This is a genomic window from Chryseobacterium sp. CH25, from assembly GCF_004119455.1.
Taxonomy (GTDB): domain Bacteria; phylum Bacteroidota; class Bacteroidia; order Flavobacteriales; family Weeksellaceae; genus Chryseobacterium.
This window is the reverse complement of the sequence record NZ_NRQT01000007.1, coordinates 72,756-93,193: the sequence shown is the minus strand read 5'-3', so window position 1 is coordinate 93,193 and position 20,438 is coordinate 72,756. Positions and strand designations below refer to the sequence as shown.

The 20,438-nt window shown below is 36.6% G+C and carries 19 protein-coding genes and 1 pseudogene; 10 read left to right on the top strand and 10 right to left on the bottom strand.

Going from position 1 to position 20,438, the window contains the following annotated elements; all coding sequences use genetic code 11:
• The 10 genes from BOQ64_RS16540 (at nucleotide 1) to BOQ64_RS16500 (ending at nucleotide 8,914) form a co-directional block, all read left to right on the top strand.
• Nucleotides 1–1,404 (top strand): sensor histidine kinase, encoded by a 1,404-nt coding sequence (locus tag BOQ64_RS16540; RefSeq protein WP_129058850.1) that lies wholly within the window; start codon nucleotides 1–3, stop codon nucleotides 1,402–1,404.
• A 454-nt stretch (nucleotides 1,405–1,858) separates the two neighbouring features.
• Nucleotides 1,859–2,353, top strand: a complete 495-nt coding sequence (locus BOQ64_RS16535; RefSeq protein ID WP_129058849.1) for a hypothetical protein — start codon at nucleotides 1,859–1,861, stop codon at nucleotides 2,351–2,353.
• A 32-nt stretch (nucleotides 2,354–2,385) separates the two neighbouring features.
• On the top strand, nucleotides 2,386–2,925 hold the full coding sequence (locus BOQ64_RS16530; RefSeq protein ID WP_228448433.1) for a YoaK family protein: 540 nt from the start codon (nucleotides 2,386–2,388) through the stop codon (nucleotides 2,923–2,925).
• Nucleotides 2,926–2,954: 29 nt separating this feature from the next.
• Nucleotides 2,955–3,212: a hypothetical protein gene (locus BOQ64_RS24090; protein WP_228448432.1), complete on the top strand. Its 258-nt coding sequence runs from the start codon at nucleotides 2,955–2,957 to the stop codon at nucleotides 3,210–3,212.
• A gap of 247 nt (nucleotides 3,213–3,459) precedes the next feature.
• Nucleotides 3,460–5,256, top strand: a complete 1,797-nt coding sequence (gene mutL / locus BOQ64_RS16525; RefSeq protein ID WP_129058848.1) for a DNA mismatch repair endonuclease MutL — start codon at nucleotides 3,460–3,462, stop codon at nucleotides 5,254–5,256.
• Between the two features lie 5 nt (nucleotides 5,257–5,261).
• On the top strand, nucleotides 5,262–6,020 hold the full coding sequence (locus BOQ64_RS16520) for a rhomboid family intramembrane serine protease (protein ID WP_129059763.1): 759 nt from the start codon (nucleotides 5,262–5,264) through the stop codon (nucleotides 6,018–6,020).
• A gap of 9 nt (nucleotides 6,021–6,029) precedes the next feature.
• A complete protein-coding gene (locus BOQ64_RS16515; protein ID WP_228448431.1) occupies nucleotides 6,030–7,031 on the top strand; it encodes an endonuclease/exonuclease/phosphatase family protein in 1,002 nt (333 codons plus the stop codon).
• 73 nt (nucleotides 7,032–7,104) lie between these two features.
• Complete coding sequence (locus BOQ64_RS16510; protein WP_129058847.1) at nucleotides 7,105–8,076, top strand: endonuclease/exonuclease/phosphatase family protein; 972 nt, start codon at nucleotides 7,105–7,107, stop codon at nucleotides 8,074–8,076.
• A 4-nt stretch (nucleotides 8,077–8,080) separates the two neighbouring features.
• Nucleotides 8,081–8,443, top strand: coding sequence for a hypothetical protein (locus tag BOQ64_RS16505; protein ID WP_129058846.1), 363 nt, complete (start codon nucleotides 8,081–8,083; stop codon nucleotides 8,441–8,443).
• Between the two features lie 30 nt (nucleotides 8,444–8,473).
• A complete protein-coding gene (locus tag BOQ64_RS16500; RefSeq protein ID WP_129058845.1) occupies nucleotides 8,474–8,914 on the top strand; it encodes a hypothetical protein in 441 nt (146 codons plus the stop codon).
• Between the two features lie 173 nt (nucleotides 8,915–9,087).
• On the opposite strand, the gene BOQ64_RS16495 is transcribed toward BOQ64_RS16500, so the two are convergent.
• From BOQ64_RS16495 to BOQ64_RS16455, 10 genes and pseudogenes are all read right to left on the bottom strand, one after another.
• Entirely contained in the window at nucleotides 9,088–10,602 is a 1,515-nt protein-coding gene (locus BOQ64_RS16495) for a GH3 auxin-responsive promoter family protein (protein WP_129058844.1), read from the bottom strand.
• 105 nt (nucleotides 10,603–10,707) lie between these two features.
• A complete protein-coding gene (locus BOQ64_RS16490; protein ID WP_079243608.1) occupies nucleotides 10,708–11,118 on the bottom strand; it encodes a BrxA/BrxB family bacilliredoxin in 411 nt (136 codons plus the stop codon).
• Between the two features lie 457 nt (nucleotides 11,119–11,575).
• Complete coding sequence (locus tag BOQ64_RS16485; RefSeq protein WP_089735546.1) at nucleotides 11,576–12,022, bottom strand: GatB/YqeY domain-containing protein; 447 nt, start codon at nucleotides 12,020–12,022, stop codon at nucleotides 11,576–11,578.
• 122 nt (nucleotides 12,023–12,144) lie between these two features.
• Nucleotides 12,145–12,861 (bottom strand): hypothetical protein, encoded by a 717-nt coding sequence (locus BOQ64_RS24085; RefSeq protein ID WP_164975828.1) that lies wholly within the window; start codon nucleotides 12,859–12,861, stop codon nucleotides 12,145–12,147.
• A 38-nt stretch (nucleotides 12,862–12,899) separates the two neighbouring features.
• Nucleotides 12,900–14,045 (bottom strand): annotated as a pseudogene (ftsZ, locus tag BOQ64_RS24080) (cell division protein FtsZ); the annotation flags it as partial.
• Nucleotides 14,046–14,136: 91 nt separating this feature from the next.
• Nucleotides 14,137–15,522: a cell division protein FtsA gene (ftsA, locus tag BOQ64_RS16475; RefSeq protein WP_129058843.1), complete on the bottom strand. Its 1,386-nt coding sequence runs from the start codon at nucleotides 15,520–15,522 to the stop codon at nucleotides 14,137–14,139.
• A gap of 95 nt (nucleotides 15,523–15,617) precedes the next feature.
• Entirely contained in the window at nucleotides 15,618–16,583 is a 966-nt protein-coding gene (locus tag BOQ64_RS16470) for a cell division protein FtsQ/DivIB (RefSeq protein WP_228448430.1), read from the bottom strand.
• 65 nt (nucleotides 16,584–16,648) lie between these two features.
• Complete coding sequence (gene murC / locus BOQ64_RS16465) at nucleotides 16,649–18,007, bottom strand: UDP-N-acetylmuramate--L-alanine ligase (protein WP_129058841.1); 1,359 nt, start codon at nucleotides 18,005–18,007, stop codon at nucleotides 16,649–16,651.
• A 6-nt stretch (nucleotides 18,008–18,013) separates the two neighbouring features.
• The gene (murG, locus tag BOQ64_RS16460) at nucleotides 18,014–19,117 is read right to left on the bottom strand and encodes an undecaprenyldiphospho-muramoylpentapeptide beta-N-acetylglucosaminyltransferase (RefSeq protein WP_129058840.1); all 1,104 of its coding nucleotides are present in this window, start codon (nucleotides 19,115–19,117) and stop codon (nucleotides 18,014–18,016) included.
• A gap of 60 nt (nucleotides 19,118–19,177) precedes the next feature.
• A complete protein-coding gene (locus BOQ64_RS16455; RefSeq protein ID WP_129058947.1) occupies nucleotides 19,178–20,416 on the bottom strand; it encodes an FtsW/RodA/SpoVE family cell cycle protein in 1,239 nt (412 codons plus the stop codon).
• Between the last annotated feature and the right edge of the window lie 22 nt (nucleotides 20,417–20,438).

Sequence of the window (20,438 nt, the reverse complement as noted above, 5' to 3'; positions counted from 1 at the left end):
ATGTTTAACAAAGTGATTACAAATCAGACCAAAACGATGGTACTTTTAATGTTGGTTTTTACCGCCATTATATTGCTGTTCAGTGGGTTGGTTTACTTTTCAATTGTTAACTTTTCACACCAGAGGTTTTATGAGCTTTTAAAAATCCGTACTGCAACTATTGTTCAGATAGAAAAAAGTAAGGATCATCTGGATCTTCCCGAAAACTATATTCTTAGCAGCCTGAATGATGAAGAGCTTCCAATGGAAAAAGACTATGTTTTTGCGGTTCCAACGGATTCCAATTTCAGGAAAATCTCTCAGGAAGTTCATATTCCCGATTATTTCTTTAAAAATATCCTTAAAAAAGGAGAAGACAATTATAACGATAAAGAATTCTACTATATTGGGCAAAGCTTTAAGTATGATGATAAAGACTATATCGCCATTGCTTCAGCTAAAAACCATTATGTGATCTATTACCTTGGGTTTTTGAAAAGAACGCTGCTTACCTGTATTGTGCTTTCATTGTTCTTCAGTATGATTTTTTCATTTTATCTGTCAAAAACACTCTTTAGACCTATTTTAAAAATTACAGGGAAAGTAAAAGAGATCAGTTCTGAAAATCTTCACCTTCGGTTAGAGCCCCAGCCAGATAATAAAGAATTGAATGAGCTGGTAGACACTTTCAATGATATGCTTAACCGTATTGAAACCTCTTTTGAAACACAGAATCATTTAATTGGTAATGTTTCGCATGAGCTGAGAACTCCGTTAACATCTATTATGGGAGAGGCAGATGTTGCTCTTTCTATCAGTAGAACACCGGATGAGTATAAAGAAACGCTGGAAATTATTCTGGATGAAGCAGAAAAGCTTGATAAAAAGATCAAAGCCCTTCTAATGATTGCCCAAACCGGATTCGATGGTAAGATCCAGAAAATGGATAAAGTAAGAATGGATCAGCTGCTTTGGGATGTTATTGAAACCCTTAGAAAAATTGATTCCAGAAACAATATCTATCTGGATATCAGTATGCTTCCTGATAATCCTAAAAAATTAAAGGTACAGGGTAATGAGCAGCTTCTGCATCTTGCGGTTGCCAACATTATCAGCAATGGCTGCAAATATTCTAATTTCCAGCAGGTAAGAGTTTCTCTGGGAGCTACGGATGCTGATGTTTATATCATTGTAAAGGATAACGGGATCGGGATTCCGCAGCAGGAAATGAACAAAATCTATGATCCGTTTTTCAGAGCTTCCAATACTAATAACTACGAAGGCTATGGAATCGGGCTTCCATTGGCAAGAAACATCGTCAGAATGCATCATGGTGAACTGATTGTAACTTCCAATGAGAACCAGGGAACTACAGTACAGATGCGTTTTCCAAACTTTTACAGTACACAGAAAGAAACAGTATAAAGCTGAAAATCTACATTCCACTGTTTTTAATCATTTTTATATTAGCCACATAGTGTGTTGCTTTAAATATCTGCTTGCTGAAAATCTTTGATTTTCTTGCGCCTTAAAAGCAGCTTATTATTTATCACCTTTGCGCCTTTGCATTTCCCCAAAAAATATTCATTATGTTGGAAAAACGCGAAGACGCAAAAGAATTTTATTTGGGGTGTGTTTTTAAGGCGCAAAGATTTTATCTGCAATAAAATTTAATCATTTTGGTTTATTTCAATGATAATGAGTGTTTTATGTGGTTTTGTTTACGACCGTTTTGTTCATGTTAATACCTCTTAACAATTTTCTAATCTCATTTTAATCTCTTTAATGACATTTTAATTCTATTCCAAAGATCTTCTAATCTGGCCATTCTAATTTTGTATCATCAAAAAAGATAAACACAATACAAAATAATAAGAACATGGCTAAAACAATTTTAATTGCAACAGATTACTCTCTTGAGTCATTAAACATATTGAAAAAAGTACTGAGAGAAAAAGATGCTTCTGAAGATCAAAATCAATATAACATCCTTCTGGTTTCAGGATATGATTCAGGAGATTCTATCAGAGATCTTTTATTTAATACTAAGACAACGATCTTCAATAAAATCAGACCTACTGAGTTCTGTGATGGCTATGAAATCATTAAGAATAAGTATCCTCATTTAGTTAATAAGATTATCTGCGACATCTTTACAGGAAGTTTCCAGAGAACCTTCAACCAATATGTAGAGGCTAATAATATTGAAGAGGCTTACTATTCTACTGCCATTAAAAGCAAAGGAAAAGGAAAATTTGATCTTGTTCCTTATATCAAAAAAAGCAAAGGACTTCAGTCTGGGGAAATTACCCTTGAGATCAGAGAAAGACTTCCGGAAAGAGGAAGGCTGGCTGAGATCTTTGTTGAGGTCTAATCATCATTATCACAATTTAAAAAAGATTACAAATGTTAAGAAATTATAGTAACAGCAGAACATTGGGAGACAATATCAGGTTGGGGACGCTGACTGCCTTCACGGCAGGTACTATAAATATTGCATCCCTACTTATATTTCTCTCTTTTACATCCAACGTAACAGGTCACTATGCGATTTTAGCTGCAGAAATCAGTAAAGGAAACTGGTCTCAGGTAGCTGTAATGGGCAGCTGGATCTTCCTGTTCTTTTTCGGAAGCTTCCTGTCTAACTTTATTGTGATTAACTTCAATAAGAAGAGTAAGTATTTTGCCCACGCAATGCCTCTTGTTCTGGAAATATTATGTTTGTTTGGAGTAGGAGTATATGGACAGTTATATTATCAGAAAACGTTGGCGGAAACAGAAGTTTTAGTAGCAATAATGCTTTTCGCCACAGGATTACAGAATGGTTTAACGGCAAGTATTTCCAACTTCTCTGTTAAAACTACCCACCTTACGGGAACAACCACCGACTTAGGAATTCTGGTTTCTATGTTTACTCAGAAGAAATACAGAAAAATGGTGAATTAATCGGAAGAGCAAAATTGCTGATGAGTATTATGGTAGCCTATGTATTAGGTGCAGTGTTCTCTGGGTTAACTTACTACTATCTGGAATTTAGAGTATTCTATGTCATCAGTGTATGTTTGATGATCGTAATTGGATATGACGCTTATAAAATTCATGTAAGGCACTTCAATACGAAGTACAGATACAACAGAATTTATAAAAAACCGAATCTTTTGGCTTATCTGTATGAAAAGATCCATGGGATTCCTAAAAGTAAAAAGAATAGAAAACTGGTCTTTGATGACTAGGATTAGATACCTGGTGCAGGGTAAATATCACTATTAATTTTTTGTATAAACTAGCTGGTTCAATCCTCTATTGGTAGAAAAACAATGGGGGATTGTTCTTTATTAAAAGCTGAGACTACAAACAGTTTGGAGCAGAATTTGCAGAAAGCTGTATTGTTGAAATGTTGATAATTAAATATTAATTCCCGTTTTTAATGTTTTAATTCCCATTTTCATTGACTATTTTTGTAAGTTGATTTACGTTTTTATGTCAGATATTATTCAGCTTTTACCGGATCATGTAGCCAACCAAATTGCGGCAGGAGAGGTGGTGCAGAGACCTGCATCCATCGTGAAGGAACTTTTGGAAAATGCTATAGATGCAGATGCAACGAAGATTGAACTGATTATCAGGGATGCCGGCAAAAACCTTATCCAGGTCGTAGATGACGGAAAAGGAATGTCCGAAACAGATGCCAGACTGGCGTTTGAAAGACATGCTACCTCTAAGATCAGAGGAACGGAAGATATCTTTAAGATCGCAACAAAAGGTTTCCGTGGGGAAGCATTAGCTTCTATTGCTGCTGTTTCACAGGTTGAACTGAGAACAAAGCAAAGAGAGGCTTCCATTGGAACCAACATCTATATTGAAGGGGGTGTTTTCCAGTTTCAGGATCCCGTTCAGACTGCAGAAGGATCAAACTTTCTGGTAAAGAATTTATTTTATAATGTTCCTGCCAGAAGAAAGTTTCTTAAAAATAATAATATTGAATTCAGACACGTAATTGATGAATTTCAGCGTGTTGCATTGGCACATGAAGGATTGGAATTTTCTTTATTTCATGATGATGAAGCTGTTTTCAGATTAAGAAAAGGAAGTCAGATGCAGCGTATTGTAGACGTTTTCGGAAGAAAATTACAGCCGCTTTTAATTCCTATCAAAGAAGATATCATCTGGTGTAAACTTCACGGATTTGTTGCTAAACCTGAAGGCGCTAAAAAAGCCAGAGGAGAGCAGTTTCTTTTTGTTAATGGAAGATATTTCAGAAGTCCATATTTTAATAAAGCGGTACAGGAAGCCTTTGAAGGGCTTCTTCAGCCAGGATATGTTCCATCATTTTTCTTGTATCTGGAACTGGATCCGGAGAAAATTGATGTCAATATTCATCCGCAGAAAACAGAAGTGAAGTTTGAAGATGAACATCTTATTTTCGCTTTGCTTCGTTCTACCATCAAGAGGTCACTGGGAATTTATAATGTTTCTCCAAGCCTTGATTTCGATAGAGATCCGGAACTGGATGAAATGATGAACAAACCTATTCCAAGTAAAGGAAATGGCGGTGGAGGTGGTGTTATCAAAATGCCTGAGATTATTGTAGACAGAGATTACAACCCGTTTTTGGAAGAGAAAAATGTAGTACATCCAGAAGAAATTCAGAATCTTACGGAAATGTATCATCAGAATATTACTGCAGAGCCTTCAAAAATCAATCTGTTTGAAGATGAAGATTTTGATGAAGACCTGATGAGGTTGCCTAACGGATACTGGCTGTTCAATAAAGGAGATGTAACTTTGATGTTGGATCTTGGAAGAATGCACAGGCTGCTGGTTGCAGAAAATAATAAGTCTACAAGAAAAGCAAATACGAATACCAATAGTCATGCTTTACTTTTTTCTCTGGAGTATCACATGAATGAGATTGAGAAAAGTAAATATGAATCCATTAAAAAATATCTTCCTGAGCTTGGGTTTGACATGAAAATTGCTCATGAAAGTGTATTGAGAATAGATTCTCTTCCGGAAGGATTAAAAGAAACACAGGCCATGAAGTTCCTGGAAAACCTTTTTGAAATCCTGGATTATAAAACTGAAGATGAATTCATGCATTATTACCATAACCAATGGAGTAAAATGCAGTCGAAGTCAAGATTTGACTTTATTTATAAAAAAGATGCGGAACAGGTCATTAAAGACTTTACAGCATTAGGTTTCCCTGAGTTTTTACCGGATGGGAAAAGATGCTTCTATGAAGTTCCGTTTAATGATTTTAAAAACAAATTTTAAAAAATATGTTTAACAATATACCACCCATTACAAGGAATATTATCATTATTAATATTGTCGTTTACTTGATCGCTAATTTTTTATACTATCCAAGTTTATACAATACGCTTTCAGGATTCTATCCTTTTTCTCCCAACTTTAAATCGTGGCAGATCATTACACATATGTTTATGCATGCTCCGTTCAGAGAACCTGGTGGGTTGATGCATATTTTATTCAATATGTTTACGCTATTTAGTTTTGGGCCGGTTTTAGAACAGGTTTTAGGTGAAAAAAAATACATATTATTATACTTTGCCAGCGGATTAGGGTCATTTTTCCTATTTAATCTATGGAACTTTGTAGAAGCACAGCAAATCATTTCTGGTTTACAAAGTTTAGGATTAAATGCATCAGAAATTTATTCAAAAGCAGGGATTGATTATTTGGGAGATTTGAGAATCAGCGCAACAACACCTGAGGGAGTTGAGTTGTCTAATCAATATTATGCATTATTAAAATCTCCTATGATGGGAGCTTCCGGAGCTATTTTTGGTGTAGTAGCGGCTTTTGCAACCTTATATCCTGATGCAAAAATCGGAATTATGTTTATTCCGGTTCCAATTAAAGTAAAATACCTTTTACCTATTGTTATTGTGGTTTCTGTATATCTGGGTGTTTCCGGAAATGGAGGAAGCGTTGCTCACCTGGCTCACGTTGGTGGAGCTCTGGTAGGATGGCTGCTGGCAAGAATCTGGAAAAAACATTTATATAGATTCAATTAATCATTTCCCGTGAAGATTTTCCGACTTATACTTTTAGTCCTGCATGTAGGAATCCTGTTTCTATTGTTAGGTTCTCTGTTGAATGCTTATGTCCCACCTAAAATATTTCCGTGGTTTGATCTGCTTTCTTTAGGATTTCCAATTCTTATGACCTTGTATATTGTTTTGACAGTATTCTGGGTATTCAGCTGGAAAAAAAGAGCATTTGTATTCATGTTTGTAGGATTGGCATTTATCAATCCTGTAAAACGATGGGTCAATTTTTCTTCAGAGAAGAAAGAAAGTTCCGGTTCTATAAAGATTGTATCTTTCAATATAAAAGCCGGGCTTATGGGTAAGGAAGAGGTCTTAGATTATCTCAAAGCTCAGGATGCAGATGTTATTCTCCTGCAGGAAGATGGCGGAATGGAATATCCAACCCTTAAAGGCTACCATAGAACTAAATCAAATGGGGTTTTAACTATTCTTACAAAGCATAACCTATCTAACGAGAAACTGATTTTTTCTGAAAATGAGGATGTAAGCCTTCCAAGTGCTCTCCAGGCAGATATTGAAATAAAAGGGAGAACTTATAGATTTGTTGACGTCTATCTTTATCCGTTTCAGTTTGAAAAGAAGATGGTGAAGCTTGATGGAAATGCCGAAGCTAATGAACAGAAAGTAAAAGGTGTTGTAAGAAAACTAATACCTACTTTTAAAATACATCAGGATCAGGTAAAGAAAATACGTCAGGGTATAGAAAATTCACCATATCCTGTTGTTATCACCGGAGATTTTAATTCTGTTCCCAATTCTTATGAGTATTATTACTTATCTGAGGGTCTTGAAGATGCTTTTATGACGGCAGGAAGAGGGAGTGCAACCAGTTTTCATGATTATAAATTTCCTATCAGGATTGATTATGTATTTACCTCAAAATCATTGAAGGCTGTATCTTATGTTGTTGACCGTTCTATCAGTGTTTCAGATCATTATCCGGTTATTTCCGAACTCTCTGTAAGTGAAAAATAATCATAAAAATAGTTAAAATTTGACTGCTTGGTAGGGTTTTTGCTTAAAAAAACGGGTACCAAGAATGTTTTTCATGAAGTCGAATCAGATATTACTATTTATACATATCGCTATTGCCGTTTTACTGCTGTGCACATTGGGAAATGCATGGGTTCCACCTAATCTTTTGGGGAACCTTAATTTACTTTCTCTTGGTTTTCCGTATCTGATGTCTGCACACATTATTCTTACATTGGTATGGATTTTCAAAAAAAATAAAATTGCTATTGCTTTTGCGCTGGGAACATTACTTTTTTATAATCCAATCAGAAGATGGGTTAATTTCTCCCCCAGAACAGATAAAGTAAAAACAGTACGTGATATTAAAGTACTGACTTTTAATGTAAAATATGGTGATTACGGATGGGATAAAGTAAAAAACTATATCAAAGAGCAGGATCCGGATATTATTTTGGTACAGGAAAAAGACACCAACCGTGCTTTAAGACAGGATCTCGTAAAATATCCTTCAGTAATTCTAAAAACAAAGCATAAAATCCTAAGACAGGCAGAGATCATAGAAGATAATTCAAGAGGAAATTCTTTCTATGCAGATGTAGATATCAATGGAAAAATCATCAGAATTGTCAATGTTTATCTTGAACCTTTCCGTCTACAGAAAACAATGTTTACAAAGCTGGATGCGATGGGAATAGGAAACGTATCTACACTTCTTTCTCATATGATACCTACTTTTCAGGCTCATGAAGATCAGATTAAAAAAATCAGAAAAGTAGTAGACTTCTCTCCTTACCCTGTTATTGTAGCCGGAGATTTTAATTCTGTTCCGAATTCTTATGAATATTACAGTTTGGGAAAAGATCTTCAGGATGCGTTTTTAACGGCAGGAAAGGGAAGTGCTTCCAGTTTTCATGATTATAAAATTCCTTTGAGAATTGATTATATTTTCAGTTCAAAATCAATTATTCCATTAAGCTACAAAGTAGATCAGTCTGTGAAATTATCGGATCACTATCCTGTAATTGCAGAATTTCTGCTAAATTAGTTCCATGAAAAATTTATTGTCTGCACTTTTCATTTTTGGACTTCTTCTAACGGCCTGTTCCAAGAAGGAATCTCCAGGATTTGGAGCCGAACAGGATCTGAAAAGCCACTATGATACAACAGCTGTTGATTCTTTTTCTAATGGGGCTGTAACGGTGGATATAGCCCGCAAGATCAGAATGTCTTCACCAGAATATCTGGACTCTGTAAAACAGGTTAAAAAAGCCCTGGAAGAAGAGCAGAAGCTTAAGGCAGAACTGGAGAAAGAAAACAAAAAGAAAGAAGAGGAAGAAAAGAAAACGGCAGATGCTGAAAATAAGAAAAAAGCAGTAGAAACTCCACCTTCTCCTGTAACCAAAACAGAATAAATCCAAAAAACATCTTTAAAAATATACAATATGAAAAAGCAAATTCTTGCGGCAATAGCGATCTCTCTATTCGCAGTTGCCTGCACAAAATCCACAACAAAGACAGAACAGGTAGAAAATGCTGATGGAACTGTTACCACCACCACAACTGTTTCTGAAACATCTCCAATGGTTGATTCAGCAAAAGTAAATGAAGCTAAGGAAAAAGTTGATGCAAAATTGGACCAGGCTGGAGATAAAATAGACAATGCTGCTCAAAAAGCTAAAGATAAAATAGATGCTACTGCAGATAAAACCAAACAGGATCTTAATAAAGCAGGGCAGGATATCAAAAATGAAGCTAATAAAGTAGGAAAAGATATTAAAACCGGAGCTCAGGAAGCAGGAAAAGATGCCAAAGACGCTGCAAGAAAAGGAGCGGCAAAAGTAGAGGACGCTGCTAAAAAACTGAAAGAAGATTTAAGCAAATAAAACAAAACCCGCAGTTGATTTCAACTGCGGGTTTTTTATTGAGTAGGAAGTTAGAAGTAAGAAACCTCACCTTTATCTAACTTTGGTCCCTATATATTTTTATCTATCTCTCAGTTTTAAAATAGAAGTTCTGTAAAGGCTGCAATAACTTCCAGCATCCATCTTTCTCTCTATTATTTATTAAGCTCTAACAGTGGATCTATATATTCCCTGTCATTACTCAGTCTCGGTACTTTATTCTGACCGCCAAGTTTTCCTTTGGATTCCAGCCAATGATAGAAAAGGTTGTCTTTGGCAATATGAACAATGGGTCTTCTCAACGTTATATTGTTGTATCTTTTTGCTTCGTAATCCGAATTAATTTTCTTTAAATGCTGGTCAAAAGCATCTACAAAGCTGTCCAGATTATCAGGATACTGGCTGAATTCAAATATCCATTCATGGGCACCGCTTTCATTTTCTTTCATAAAGACCGGAGCTCCTGTAAAATCCGTAATCTGAGCCCCAGTGAGCTCACAGGCCTTAGATAAGGCAGATTCTACATTGGTAATCATTAATTCTTCTCCGAAAGCGTTAATATAATGCTTCGTTCTTCCCGTTATCTTGATTCTGAAAGGATTGGTAGAGGTAAATATTACCGTATCGCCAATCAGATATCTCCATAATCCACCATTGGTAGTGATAACCATGGCATAATTCTTCCCGATTTCTACATCTTCAAGACTTACCACTTTAGGGTTTGAAAAATGGAACTGATCCATTGGAATAAACTCGTAGAATATCCCATAATCAAGCATCAGAAGCATTTCATCACTGTTGGATCTGTCCTGTATTCCGAAGAACCCTTCCGAAGCATTGTATATTTCGTAGTAATTGATGTTTTTTCCGATGATCTTTCGGTATTGCTCCCTGTAGGGCTTAAAACTGATTCCACCGTGAAAAAACACCTCCAGATTAGGCCATAGCTCTGAAATATTCTCTACATTGGTTTCGTGCAGTACCTTTTGCAGAAGAACCATCATCCAGCTGGGTACTCCAAGGATGCTGCCTACATCTTCATTCTTCACTTCTGAAGTAATGGCTCTAAGCTTGCTTTCCCATTCACCCATTAAAGAAACCTTCTTACTTGGAGTGGTGGTAATTTCTACCCAGAACGGAAGGTTATCAATTAAAATAGCAGATAAATCGCCAAATTTGGTGTTAAAATCTGCGTATAGTTCAGAACTTCCGCCTAAGCGTAAATTTTTATAATTAAAAAGTTGATTTTCAGGGTGGTTGTTGGCGTAAATGGAAACCATATCTTTTCCGGCCTTCATATGACAGTATTCCAGGCTTTCTGCAGAAATAGGAATGAATTTACTTTTAGCATTGGTTGTTCCGGATGATTTGGCAAAATGCTTAATCAGCCCTGGCCAGCTTACATCTTTCTGTCCCTGCCTTGCTTTTTCAATATAGGGCTCCATTTCTTCATAGGTAACAATGGGAACTTTGTTTTTAAAGTCCTGATAGCTTGAAATAGAGTTAAATCCATGCAGTTTGCCATATTCTGTATCTTCCGCATGAAACAGCTGAGAAAACAGTATACCCTTCTGAGTTTCAATGGGATGATCCATGAAATTCTGAATCTGGTCTATCCTTTGACGGATGAACCAGTTGACTACAGTATTAAAAAGTGCCTTGGTTGCCATTCCAACAAATATAATGATATTTGGATGTTTAGAGAATTTTTTGTGAGTTTAAATAAAAAAACCGTTACAAAATCTGTAACGGTTTAGTATTTAGTTTATTGTTTCTTAGCAGTACTCATCGTAAGCAGCCTGAAGGTTTGCAGCAATTGCTCCTGCAGGATTTCCTTCAATGTGGTGTCTTTCCAGCATATGAACCAATTCTCCATCTTTGAAAAGAGCTACGCAAGGAGAGCTCGGAGGGAATGGAGCAAGGTGTTTTCTTGCTTCTACTACAGCCTCAGTATCAAAACCTGCAAATACAGTTGTTAAATGATCCGGCTTTTTGTCTCCGGTTAAAGAGTATACAACTCCCGGTCTTGCAGCACCTGCAGCACATCCGCATACGGAGTTAATAACCAATAATGTTGTTCCGGACTGCTTTAAAGCATCTTCTACCTGAGTAGGAGTTGTTAAATCCTGGAAACCTTTATCTGTAAGTTCAGCCTTCATAGGCATTACTAAATCTGTTGGATACATATATTTTGTTTTTTATCAGTACAAAGTTAAGCAATTCTTTACGTTTGTTCAATATATAATAACTATGAATAGTTTAGGTATATAAAATTAACCAAATATTAATAGTGTAATAATATTCATAAAAATGTGAATTAAAATTAGGAATAATGAAATATAATTATTAAATTTGAAATGATTCTGAAAAACAAACGACCATGAAAAAAACATTTAAGGCTTTCCCTCAAGCAATCAATCACTTAATACAATCTGAAATATGATCGTATTTAAACTCTTTTTTAAGGTTTTTTGAATCAAACGGACCAATAGACTTTAATATCCAGAAAAAATGAAGCCCGAGACTCAACAGTCCCGGGCTTCTTAATCAAATCGATATGCAAAGGTTGTATATCCTAGTTATGGAATGTAACACGCGTTTATAGGACTTAGAATGAATCTTAATCCTAAAACCGGAATTACATTATGAAAGGAGCTTTTTAACCATCTCGGAAATGCTTTTTCCGTCTGATTTTCCGGCTAATGCTTTTGAAGCAACTCCCATTACCTTTCCTAAATCTTTCATAGATTCAGCTCCGGTTTCTGAAATTATATTTTTAATTTCTGTTTCTAATTCTTCTGCAGAAAGCTGCTTTGGTAAGAATTTTTCAATGACCTTCATCTGAGCTTCTTCCACATCTGCAAGATCCTGTCTTCCTTGGGCAGAAAACTGCTCAAAAGAATCTTTACGCTGCTTAATCATTCTCTGAAGGATAGCAATTTCCTGTTCTGCAGAAACTTCAGCACCTCTGGCCTCCGTTTGCAAAAGAAGAATCTGAGATTTAACAGCACGAAGAGAATCCAAAGCAACTCTGTCTTTCTCTCTCATGGCTGTTTTTATAGCTTCGCTTATTATATTTTCTAAACTCATGGTTTTATGATTTGAAAATTTGAAAATGAAACAATTTGAAAAATGATTAGTTTGATATAGCAGGTCTATCTTCCCCACAGATTAATTTTCAAATTCTCAAATTATATCATTTTCAAATTAATTTAGTCTACGTCTTTATTTAAAAATCTGTTTTCTCTGATCTGCATAGAACCATTGTTGTCAGACATATATGTGTTGATATTCTGGTCTGATGCGTTGGTTCCGTCAATAGAGATATTTTTTCTCTTGAAAGCAGGAATAGATTCAAATTCACTTGTACTATCAAAGCTTTGATAACGGGAATTGAACTCTTTTAGTTTATTTCTTCTTTCAATTACTCTTTCCTGATCAATTGTTTTGTTCACGAAAGTGAATTCTGATTCTTCAGTTTTCGGAGTTTCAATTTCTGTTTTTGTTTCAAAAGCAGGTCTTGTCTCAACTTTTGGTTCTTCTTTCTGATAGAAGGTTTCAATTTTCTGAGCTGGTTCTGCTACGGCACTTGCAGGAGCATTAAACTCTGCTTTAGGTTGTCCGTAATCGGATTTAGGCTCATTTCTGACAGGCTCATTCACAAAGAAATTGAATTCAACAGGCTTCTCCTGTGAAGAGTTGTTGTTGAATACATTACCAGACTGAGGCTCTTCTTTTTTATTATCGAAATCAAATGAGAAAGACTGAATTTCCAAATCGTTTGGATCTTCTTCATCTTCTTCAATAGAAAGGCTGAATTCTTCTTGTCCATCTTCATTTCTCCACCCTTGTTCAGGAGTGTTGATTGTGCTTTCTTCTTTATCAAAGAATTTTATCTCAGTTCTGATTTCCTCTTCCTCAATAATCATTTTTTTTCGGTAGAAGTCACATTGAACGGAGTATCATGGTCCTCATCATCTAATCTGAAAAGGCTTTTTCCACCGAAATCATGTGTTACTTCAGGAGCAGACTCTCTTTCTTCTCTTGTTTTAAAAGGAGAAGATTTTGGAGATTCTAAATTATCATTAAGACTGATTCTGATCTTTTCTGTAGGACCTGAAAACTTCTTATTGTCGTTAGAGAATCCTGTAGCGATAACAAGTACGCTTACTGCATCTCCTAATTCTTCATCAGCACCCACCCCGAAGATAATATCAGCAGTGTTTCCAGCTTCTTTCTGGATGTGGTCCATAATGATACCAATTTCATCCATGGTAACTTCTTCCGCACCACTTCTGATCAACAACAGTACGTTTTTAGCACCTGTAATTTTGTTGTCATTTAATAGTGGGGAATCTAATGCTTTTCTTACCGCTTCTTCGGCTTTATTTTCACCTGAAGCAGTACCTGTAGACATTAGAGCCGTTCCGGAGTTCTGAAGCACAGATTTAGCATCTCTAAAGTCAATGTTTACATCAAAGTAACCTGTAATAACTTCCGCCATACCTTTAGCAGCATTAGCTAACACTTCATCCGCTTTAGAGAATCCCTGTTTGAATCCAAGGTTTCCGAATTGCTGTCTCAGTTTATCATTGTTAATGACAATTAATGAGTCAACATTATTTTTTAATTTATCAAGTCCGTTTTCGGCCTGTTCTAATCTTCTTTTTCCTTCAAAGCTGAAAGGTACGGTAACAATACCTACCGTTAAGATTCCCATGTCTTTTGCTACTTTAGCGATGACAGGAGCGGCTCCGGTACCTGTACCACCACCCATTCCGGCAGTGATGAACACCATTTTCGTGTTCTGGCCCATAGCTGCTTTGATATCTTCAATACTTTCAATAGCGGATTTTTCTCCTACTTCAGGATCAGCACCGGCTCCAAGACCTTCTGTAATAGAAGTTCCCAGTTGAACTTTATTGGCAACAGGGTTATTATCCAGGGTTTGAGCGTCTGTATTACAGATCACGAAATCAACTCCGTGGATCCCTTTTTCGTACATGTGTTTTAATGCGTTGTTTCCTCCGCCTCCTACACCGATTACTTTTATGATGGATGAATTTCCCTTTGGTAGGTCAAATGAAAATCCTTGTGTACCTATATTTTCCATAACTATACTTTTAATAATTATAATTGATAATTGATTGATGATAATTGATAAGGAAAAAACCGTTTATCGCTTATCATTCATCATTTATAATTTACTCTACTTCTTCAAAGAATTTTTTTACTTTTTCCATAAGCGACTGCCCAAAAGTGAGCTTCGCTTTTCTGTTTTCCTGTCTTTCATCTGCAATCGGTTGTTCCTGAACAGGAGCTACAGTCTGCTGAACGGGTTGAACAGTTTCTGCCTGTACTGGAGCTGCTTCGGGCTTAGTTTGCTCTTTTACAGCTTCTTCTATATCATCAACAGTCTGTTTCTTATCCCTGATCTTCAAACTCTCCATTAGTAACCCAATAGACGTAGCAAATTCAGGGCCTTTCAGGTACTGATTTTTATCGTTGGCGATATATTCATTGGCAAAACCGATTCTGCTGTCAAAACCTGTGGTATAGTTGGCCAGCTGTCTAAGGTGTTTCAAATTTGATCCACCTCCTGTAAGAACGATTCCTGCAATCAGTTTTTTCTTCTGTTCAAAGGCTCCGTAAGCTTTAAGCTCGGTATTTACCATTTCAAGAACTTCTTCTACTCTTGCATTGATGATCTGAGCAAGAGTTTTTAAAGAGATTTCCTTATCTGGTCGCCCGTGAAGTCCCGGAATTGTTACAAAAGTACTGTCTTTTTCCAATTCGGGAACAGCCGAACCGAATTTTACTTTCAATTGTTCAGCATGTTTTTCAATAATGGAGCATCCTTCTTTGATATCTTCCGTAATAATTCCACCTCCATAAGGGATTACGCAGGTATGACGGATGATATTGTCTTTGAAGATTGCAATATCTGTGGTACCACCTCCAATGTCAACAATAGCAACTCCGGCTTCTTTCTCTTCTTTGGTAAGAACAGCTTCTGAAGAGGCTAATGGTTCTAAAGTAAGGGCTTCCATTTCTAATCCGGCTTCGCGAACGCATCTTGCAATATTTCTGATGCTTCCCATCTGCCCAACTACAACGTGGAAGTTGGCTTCTAAACGTTTTCCGTGCATTCCTACAGGTTCCTGAATTTCCCCTTCGGAATCCACTTTATATTCTTGTGGAAGGACATGGATAATTTCTTCTCCAGGAAGCATAACCAGTTTCTTGACCTGATCTTTTAATGCTTCAATATCATCATCTGTGATGAATTTATCCGGATGTTCACGCATAATATAATCGGAGTGCTGCAGAGAACGGATGTGTTTTCCTGCAATACCTACCGTAACTTTGCGGATAGGAACCCCAGCACTGGATTGTGCCTCGGATACTGCAGCCTTGATTGAATTAATAGTTTGTGAAATATTATTCACAATCCCTTTATGAACACCAAGACTTTTAGCTTTTCCTACACCGAGAACTTCTATTTTCCCGTGTGCATTCCTTCTTCCGACAATCGCGACTATCTTTGTTGTCCCGATGTCCAGACCTACTGAATACTCTTGATTTTCCATTTTTATATCGATTTGATTTTTTTCTACTTTTTCCATGCAGGATTCAATCCTGCTTTGTGTTAATTGTCTTTTTGGGACTCTTTTTTATTCTATTTTCACCTTTGGTTTCGGCTTTGGCTTGGACTGTGCCGGGGCCGTTGTTTTTTTCTCTGTTTTCTTTGTTTCCTTTGCCTGTGTTTTAGGTTTGTACTCTCTTTCGGTTTTGCCGGGGTTGAGTTTGTTTTTTTCACTTCTGCAATCTTTGGCTTTGCATCCGTTTTTTTAGCAGCAGCTGTAAGAGCCGGAGCTTTTGCCATTTCTAATTTACCTGCCTTCAGGATACTGTCGTTTTCCTTGAAGTGTGGGTTTAGAGTGGTTACAATCTGGTTCTGATATTTTACAGAAACCATGCTGTATTTTTGAGGGTCCTGATACACCAGGTATTTTTCTACAAAGGTTTTAAACCCTTTTACTTTAAAATCGATATTCTCCAGATCTCCAATTTCTACCCTGTAGTTGCCTTCACTGGTAAGAAGATTGTAGCTGTCTTTACTTTTTGAAATTCCGATGAAGAATTTCTTACTGAAGTCGTCTTTATCAATTTTTCCAACTAGTTCTGCCAGTTTTTCATATTCATCCGGCTGTACATTTCCTGTTACCAGCATACATGGATGAGAATAAGTTCTTGAAATAGGAAATTCAACTCCTTTTTCGTCTACATAAAAATCTTTTCCATCTTTATTAAGTCTGAAAATCGGGACTCTCTGTTTGATATCCAGATTGAGTTTTCCGTTTAAGTTCAAATAGACATTGGCACTATCTACTGCTGGAAGAGAATTGATCTTTTTTTCTAAAACCGGAATGTTCAGATCTCCTACTTTTCCTGATGGGTTCTCCTTTTTTACAATCTCTCTGATGTCTTTTTCATCAACAAAGTAAACGGGAGTTTTTTCATTCATTTTTACAGAAATCTTATTGTCTGTAATCTTTTGGCCGCTGAATCTCTTCAAGGAGAAACTCAGTAACAATCCAAGGATGATTACCGTGACAACAATTTTTAATATTCTGTACTTATTTTTCATACATTTTTTGTATTCATGTATTTATGTAAAATGTATTCATGAATACGTAAATACATTATTACTTTTTACAATTTATTTATCCACTCACAGATCGGGTCGTATAGGGTATCTATATTTCCGGCTCCTACAGTGAGAAGGATGTCAAAGTCTTTTTCTTTTATCTTTTCAAAAGCATCGGATAAAGTGGATCCTTCTTTTTTATCCAATGTTACTTTATCTAATAACCAGCTTGAAGTAATTCCTTCAAAGTTTTCCTGGAGCTCTCTTGCCGGATAAATATCCAATAAGATCAATTCATCTGCATTGCTCAGGCTTTCTGCAAATCCGTCTGCAAAATCTCTTGTTCTGCTGAACAGGTGTGGCTGAAATACAACCAATAATTTTTTATCAGGATAAAATGTTTTGATAGAACCCACAACCGCATTAATTTCTGTTGGGTGGTGAGCATAGTCATCAATATAAATTTTACCGTTTTCGTAAATATGTTTGGTATATCTTCTCTTGATTCCTTTAAAATTGGCGATTGCCTTTTTCAGCGTATCAAAATCTGCGCCCAAATTGTGTAAAATTGCTAATGCTACTGTAGCATTTTCTACATTATGGATTCCCGGGATTTCCCAAACAAAATCTTTTATAGTTTCTGTTGGAGTATGGAAATCAAAATAGATCTTATCGTGATCCATTCTCAGGTTATCCGAGTAATAATCAGCTTTTTCGTTTACTGCATAGGTTTGGTGTGTTCTTCCTATTTCAATGCCTTTTCTTACGAATAGCTGCTTGTCTTCAGGAACCAAGGCTGCAAACTGTCTGAAACCTTCTTCAATATGGCTTTTATCACCATAAATATCCAGGTGGTCTGCATCTGTAGAAGTAACTACTGCCCAGTCCGGAGACAGGTTCAGGAAGCTTCTGTCATATTCATCAGCCTCCACTACTGAATAGGTAGAACCGTTGTAAAGAAAGTTCGACTTAAAGTTCTCAGAAATACCTCCTAAAAAGCATGAGAACGGAAGGTCTGCTTCTTTGCATAAGTGAGAAACCAGGGTAGATGTGGTTGTTTTACCATGAGTTCCCGCTACTGCGATACAGTTTGTATTTTCAGTGATTAATCCTAACACTTTTGCTCGTTTCAAGACTTCAAACTGATTTTGATTGAAGTAATCTAAGATTCCAAGTGTTTTGATGGCTGGTGTATAGATTACTAATGTATCTTCTTTTTGAAGAGCAGTAACTTTTTCATCAGTAAGATCTTCGAAAACAATATCGATTCCTTCTTTCATCAGGTTCTGAGTAAGCTTGGTGTTGGTTTTATCGTAACCCAATACTTTTTTCCCGGATGCATGGAAGTAGCGTGCCAATGCACTCATTCCGATACCTCCGATTCCAACGAAGTAAAAGTTTTGATATGTTTCTAAATTCTTCATTTTCCTTTATCTATTTATCACTTTAAATATCTCATCTACAATCTCTTTTGCGGCATCTGGCTTTGCAAAATATTTCAGATTGTCGGACATGTCTTTTCTTACATTTTCATTTTCGCAGATTTCTGTTAATGTATTCCAGAATTTTTCCTGCATTTCAGAGTCTTTTACCATTCTGGCGGCATTTTTTTCAACCAGATTCATGGCATTTTTGGTTTGATGGTCTTCCGCTGCAAAAGGGAAAGGAACCAACAATACCGGTTTCTGTGCTACTGCCAACTCTGAAATGGCAATGGCTCCGGCTCTTGAAACGATTATATCTGCTGCAGAATAAGCCAGTTCCATGTCTTTGATAAATTCACGGATCTGAATATTTCTGGTATCAATATTTTTCGTTTCTTCAATAATATCTTTATAATCAAGCTTTCCTGTCTGCCAGATCAGCTGATAATCTTTGTCTGCAATTTGTTTTAAATGAGACTTCCATGCATTGTTTAATGTTCTGGAGCCTAAAGAGCCACCTACTGATAAAATGGTAAGCTTATCTTTATTTAATCCCATCTTTTGTTTTGCCTGAGCAGTTTCCTGCATCCCTGAAATAATCGTTGAACGAATTGGATTTCCAAGGAATTTTATCTTTTCTGCCGGAAATCCTGCTACTTTAGGATAGGCTGTAAATATCGCTTTGGCTGCTTTACTTAAAATTTTATTGGTTACTCCTGCATGAGCATTCTGTTCCTGAATGAATACCGGAACACCTTGTTTGGTTGCTTCATATAAAGCGGGACCGCTTGCGAATCCTCCTGTTCCAATAGCAACATCTGGTTTAAAGTCTTTGATTATCGCTTTTGATCTGTGTAAACTTTTTATAATCTTGAAAGGAAGTCCTAAGTTGGATAATAGGTTTCCTCTGTCGATTCCAGCGATATCAATTCCTTCAATTTTATAGCCAGCTTGTGGAACTTTTTCCATTTCCATTTTTCCGTTGGCTCCAATGAACAAAAATTCTGCATCAGGAAATCTTTTTTTGATTTCATCTGCGATGGCGATTGCAGGGAAGATGTGTCCTCCTGTTCCTCCGCCTGATAGTAGTACTTTTAGTTTTTTGTTCATTTTATATAATAGGACTGCGTCCGATTTTTTGTTAAATCATCCCTTTGGGACTCTTTTGGTTTATGCGATATCGTTTATTTCTGCTATGCTTTGTTTTTTGCCCATTCCTTCTTCATCATAAATCTGAATTCTGGAGCTTATATTCAGGATAATTCCTAATTGGAGGTAGGTAACCAACATTGAGGTTCCTCCGTAACTTATCAATGGTAACGGCTGCCCTGTTACCGGGATCAGATTGACAGCAACGGCAATATTTACCGATAGCTGTATAAAGATCATTACCCCGAGACTGAGTACCAGCAATGATCCGAAGAAGGCTGGCATTTTACTGGCGATCATTACAATCCTTATCATCATAATCAGATAGAGACTGATTAAAAATGCGGCTCCAATTACTCCATATTCTTCTACAATTACCGCGAAGATAAAGTCGGAAGCAGATTGTGGGAGCATTTGTTTTAATGCACTTTTTCCTGGTCCCATTCCTGTAATTCCACCGTGTACGATGGCTGCTTTGGCCTGCATTACCTGATAGTTCTTGGCTTTTACGCTTTCATCATCGGTATCTGCAGATTTTGCTTTACTTGATGTAAACGTTTCTATACGGCTCATCCAAGTATGAACACGGTTTCCACCGATCATATTGGTATTCAGTGCTATCAATAGGAAGAGTACAATGGCTATAAATGAGGCTGAAATGAAGCCTGCAATGTATTTCCAGTGAAGCTGTCCGACAACCAGAACAATTACTGAAACCATCAGAATCATTAATGCTGTAGAACCGTTATCTTTTGCTACCAATACAAAAACAAGAAGGATAGGCCCGAAAATATACATGATATTTTCTATCGGGAGCCTTTCTCGTGTAATCTTCTTGGTTAGATATCTACACAAGTAGATAATCAACATCAGAAAGGCGAATGATGACGGCTGGAACGAGATAGGTGTCCCCGGAATTTTCAGCCATCGGGAAGCACTGGCTCCATCAATGGTTTGTCCGGTAAACATGGTAACAATCAATAAGACGATCATCAGGCCAAGCAAAATACTGCTGAGTTTCCCGATGTATTCATATTTTATTGTTCCTACAAGTCTCATAATGGCCAATCCGAGGACTACAAAGAACATGTGTTTGATAACGTGACCTGTTGTGGTTCCGTTATTCACAATATATTCCAGGTTTGAACTTGCAGAGTAAACAGGGAAAATAGAGAAAATGGAGATCACAAGAATGACCATCCAAAGTACTTTATCGCCCTTTAGAAATTCAAATCTGGTTTCTGTATTCTGCTCGTCCATATGCTTTGTATTGATGTTTTTG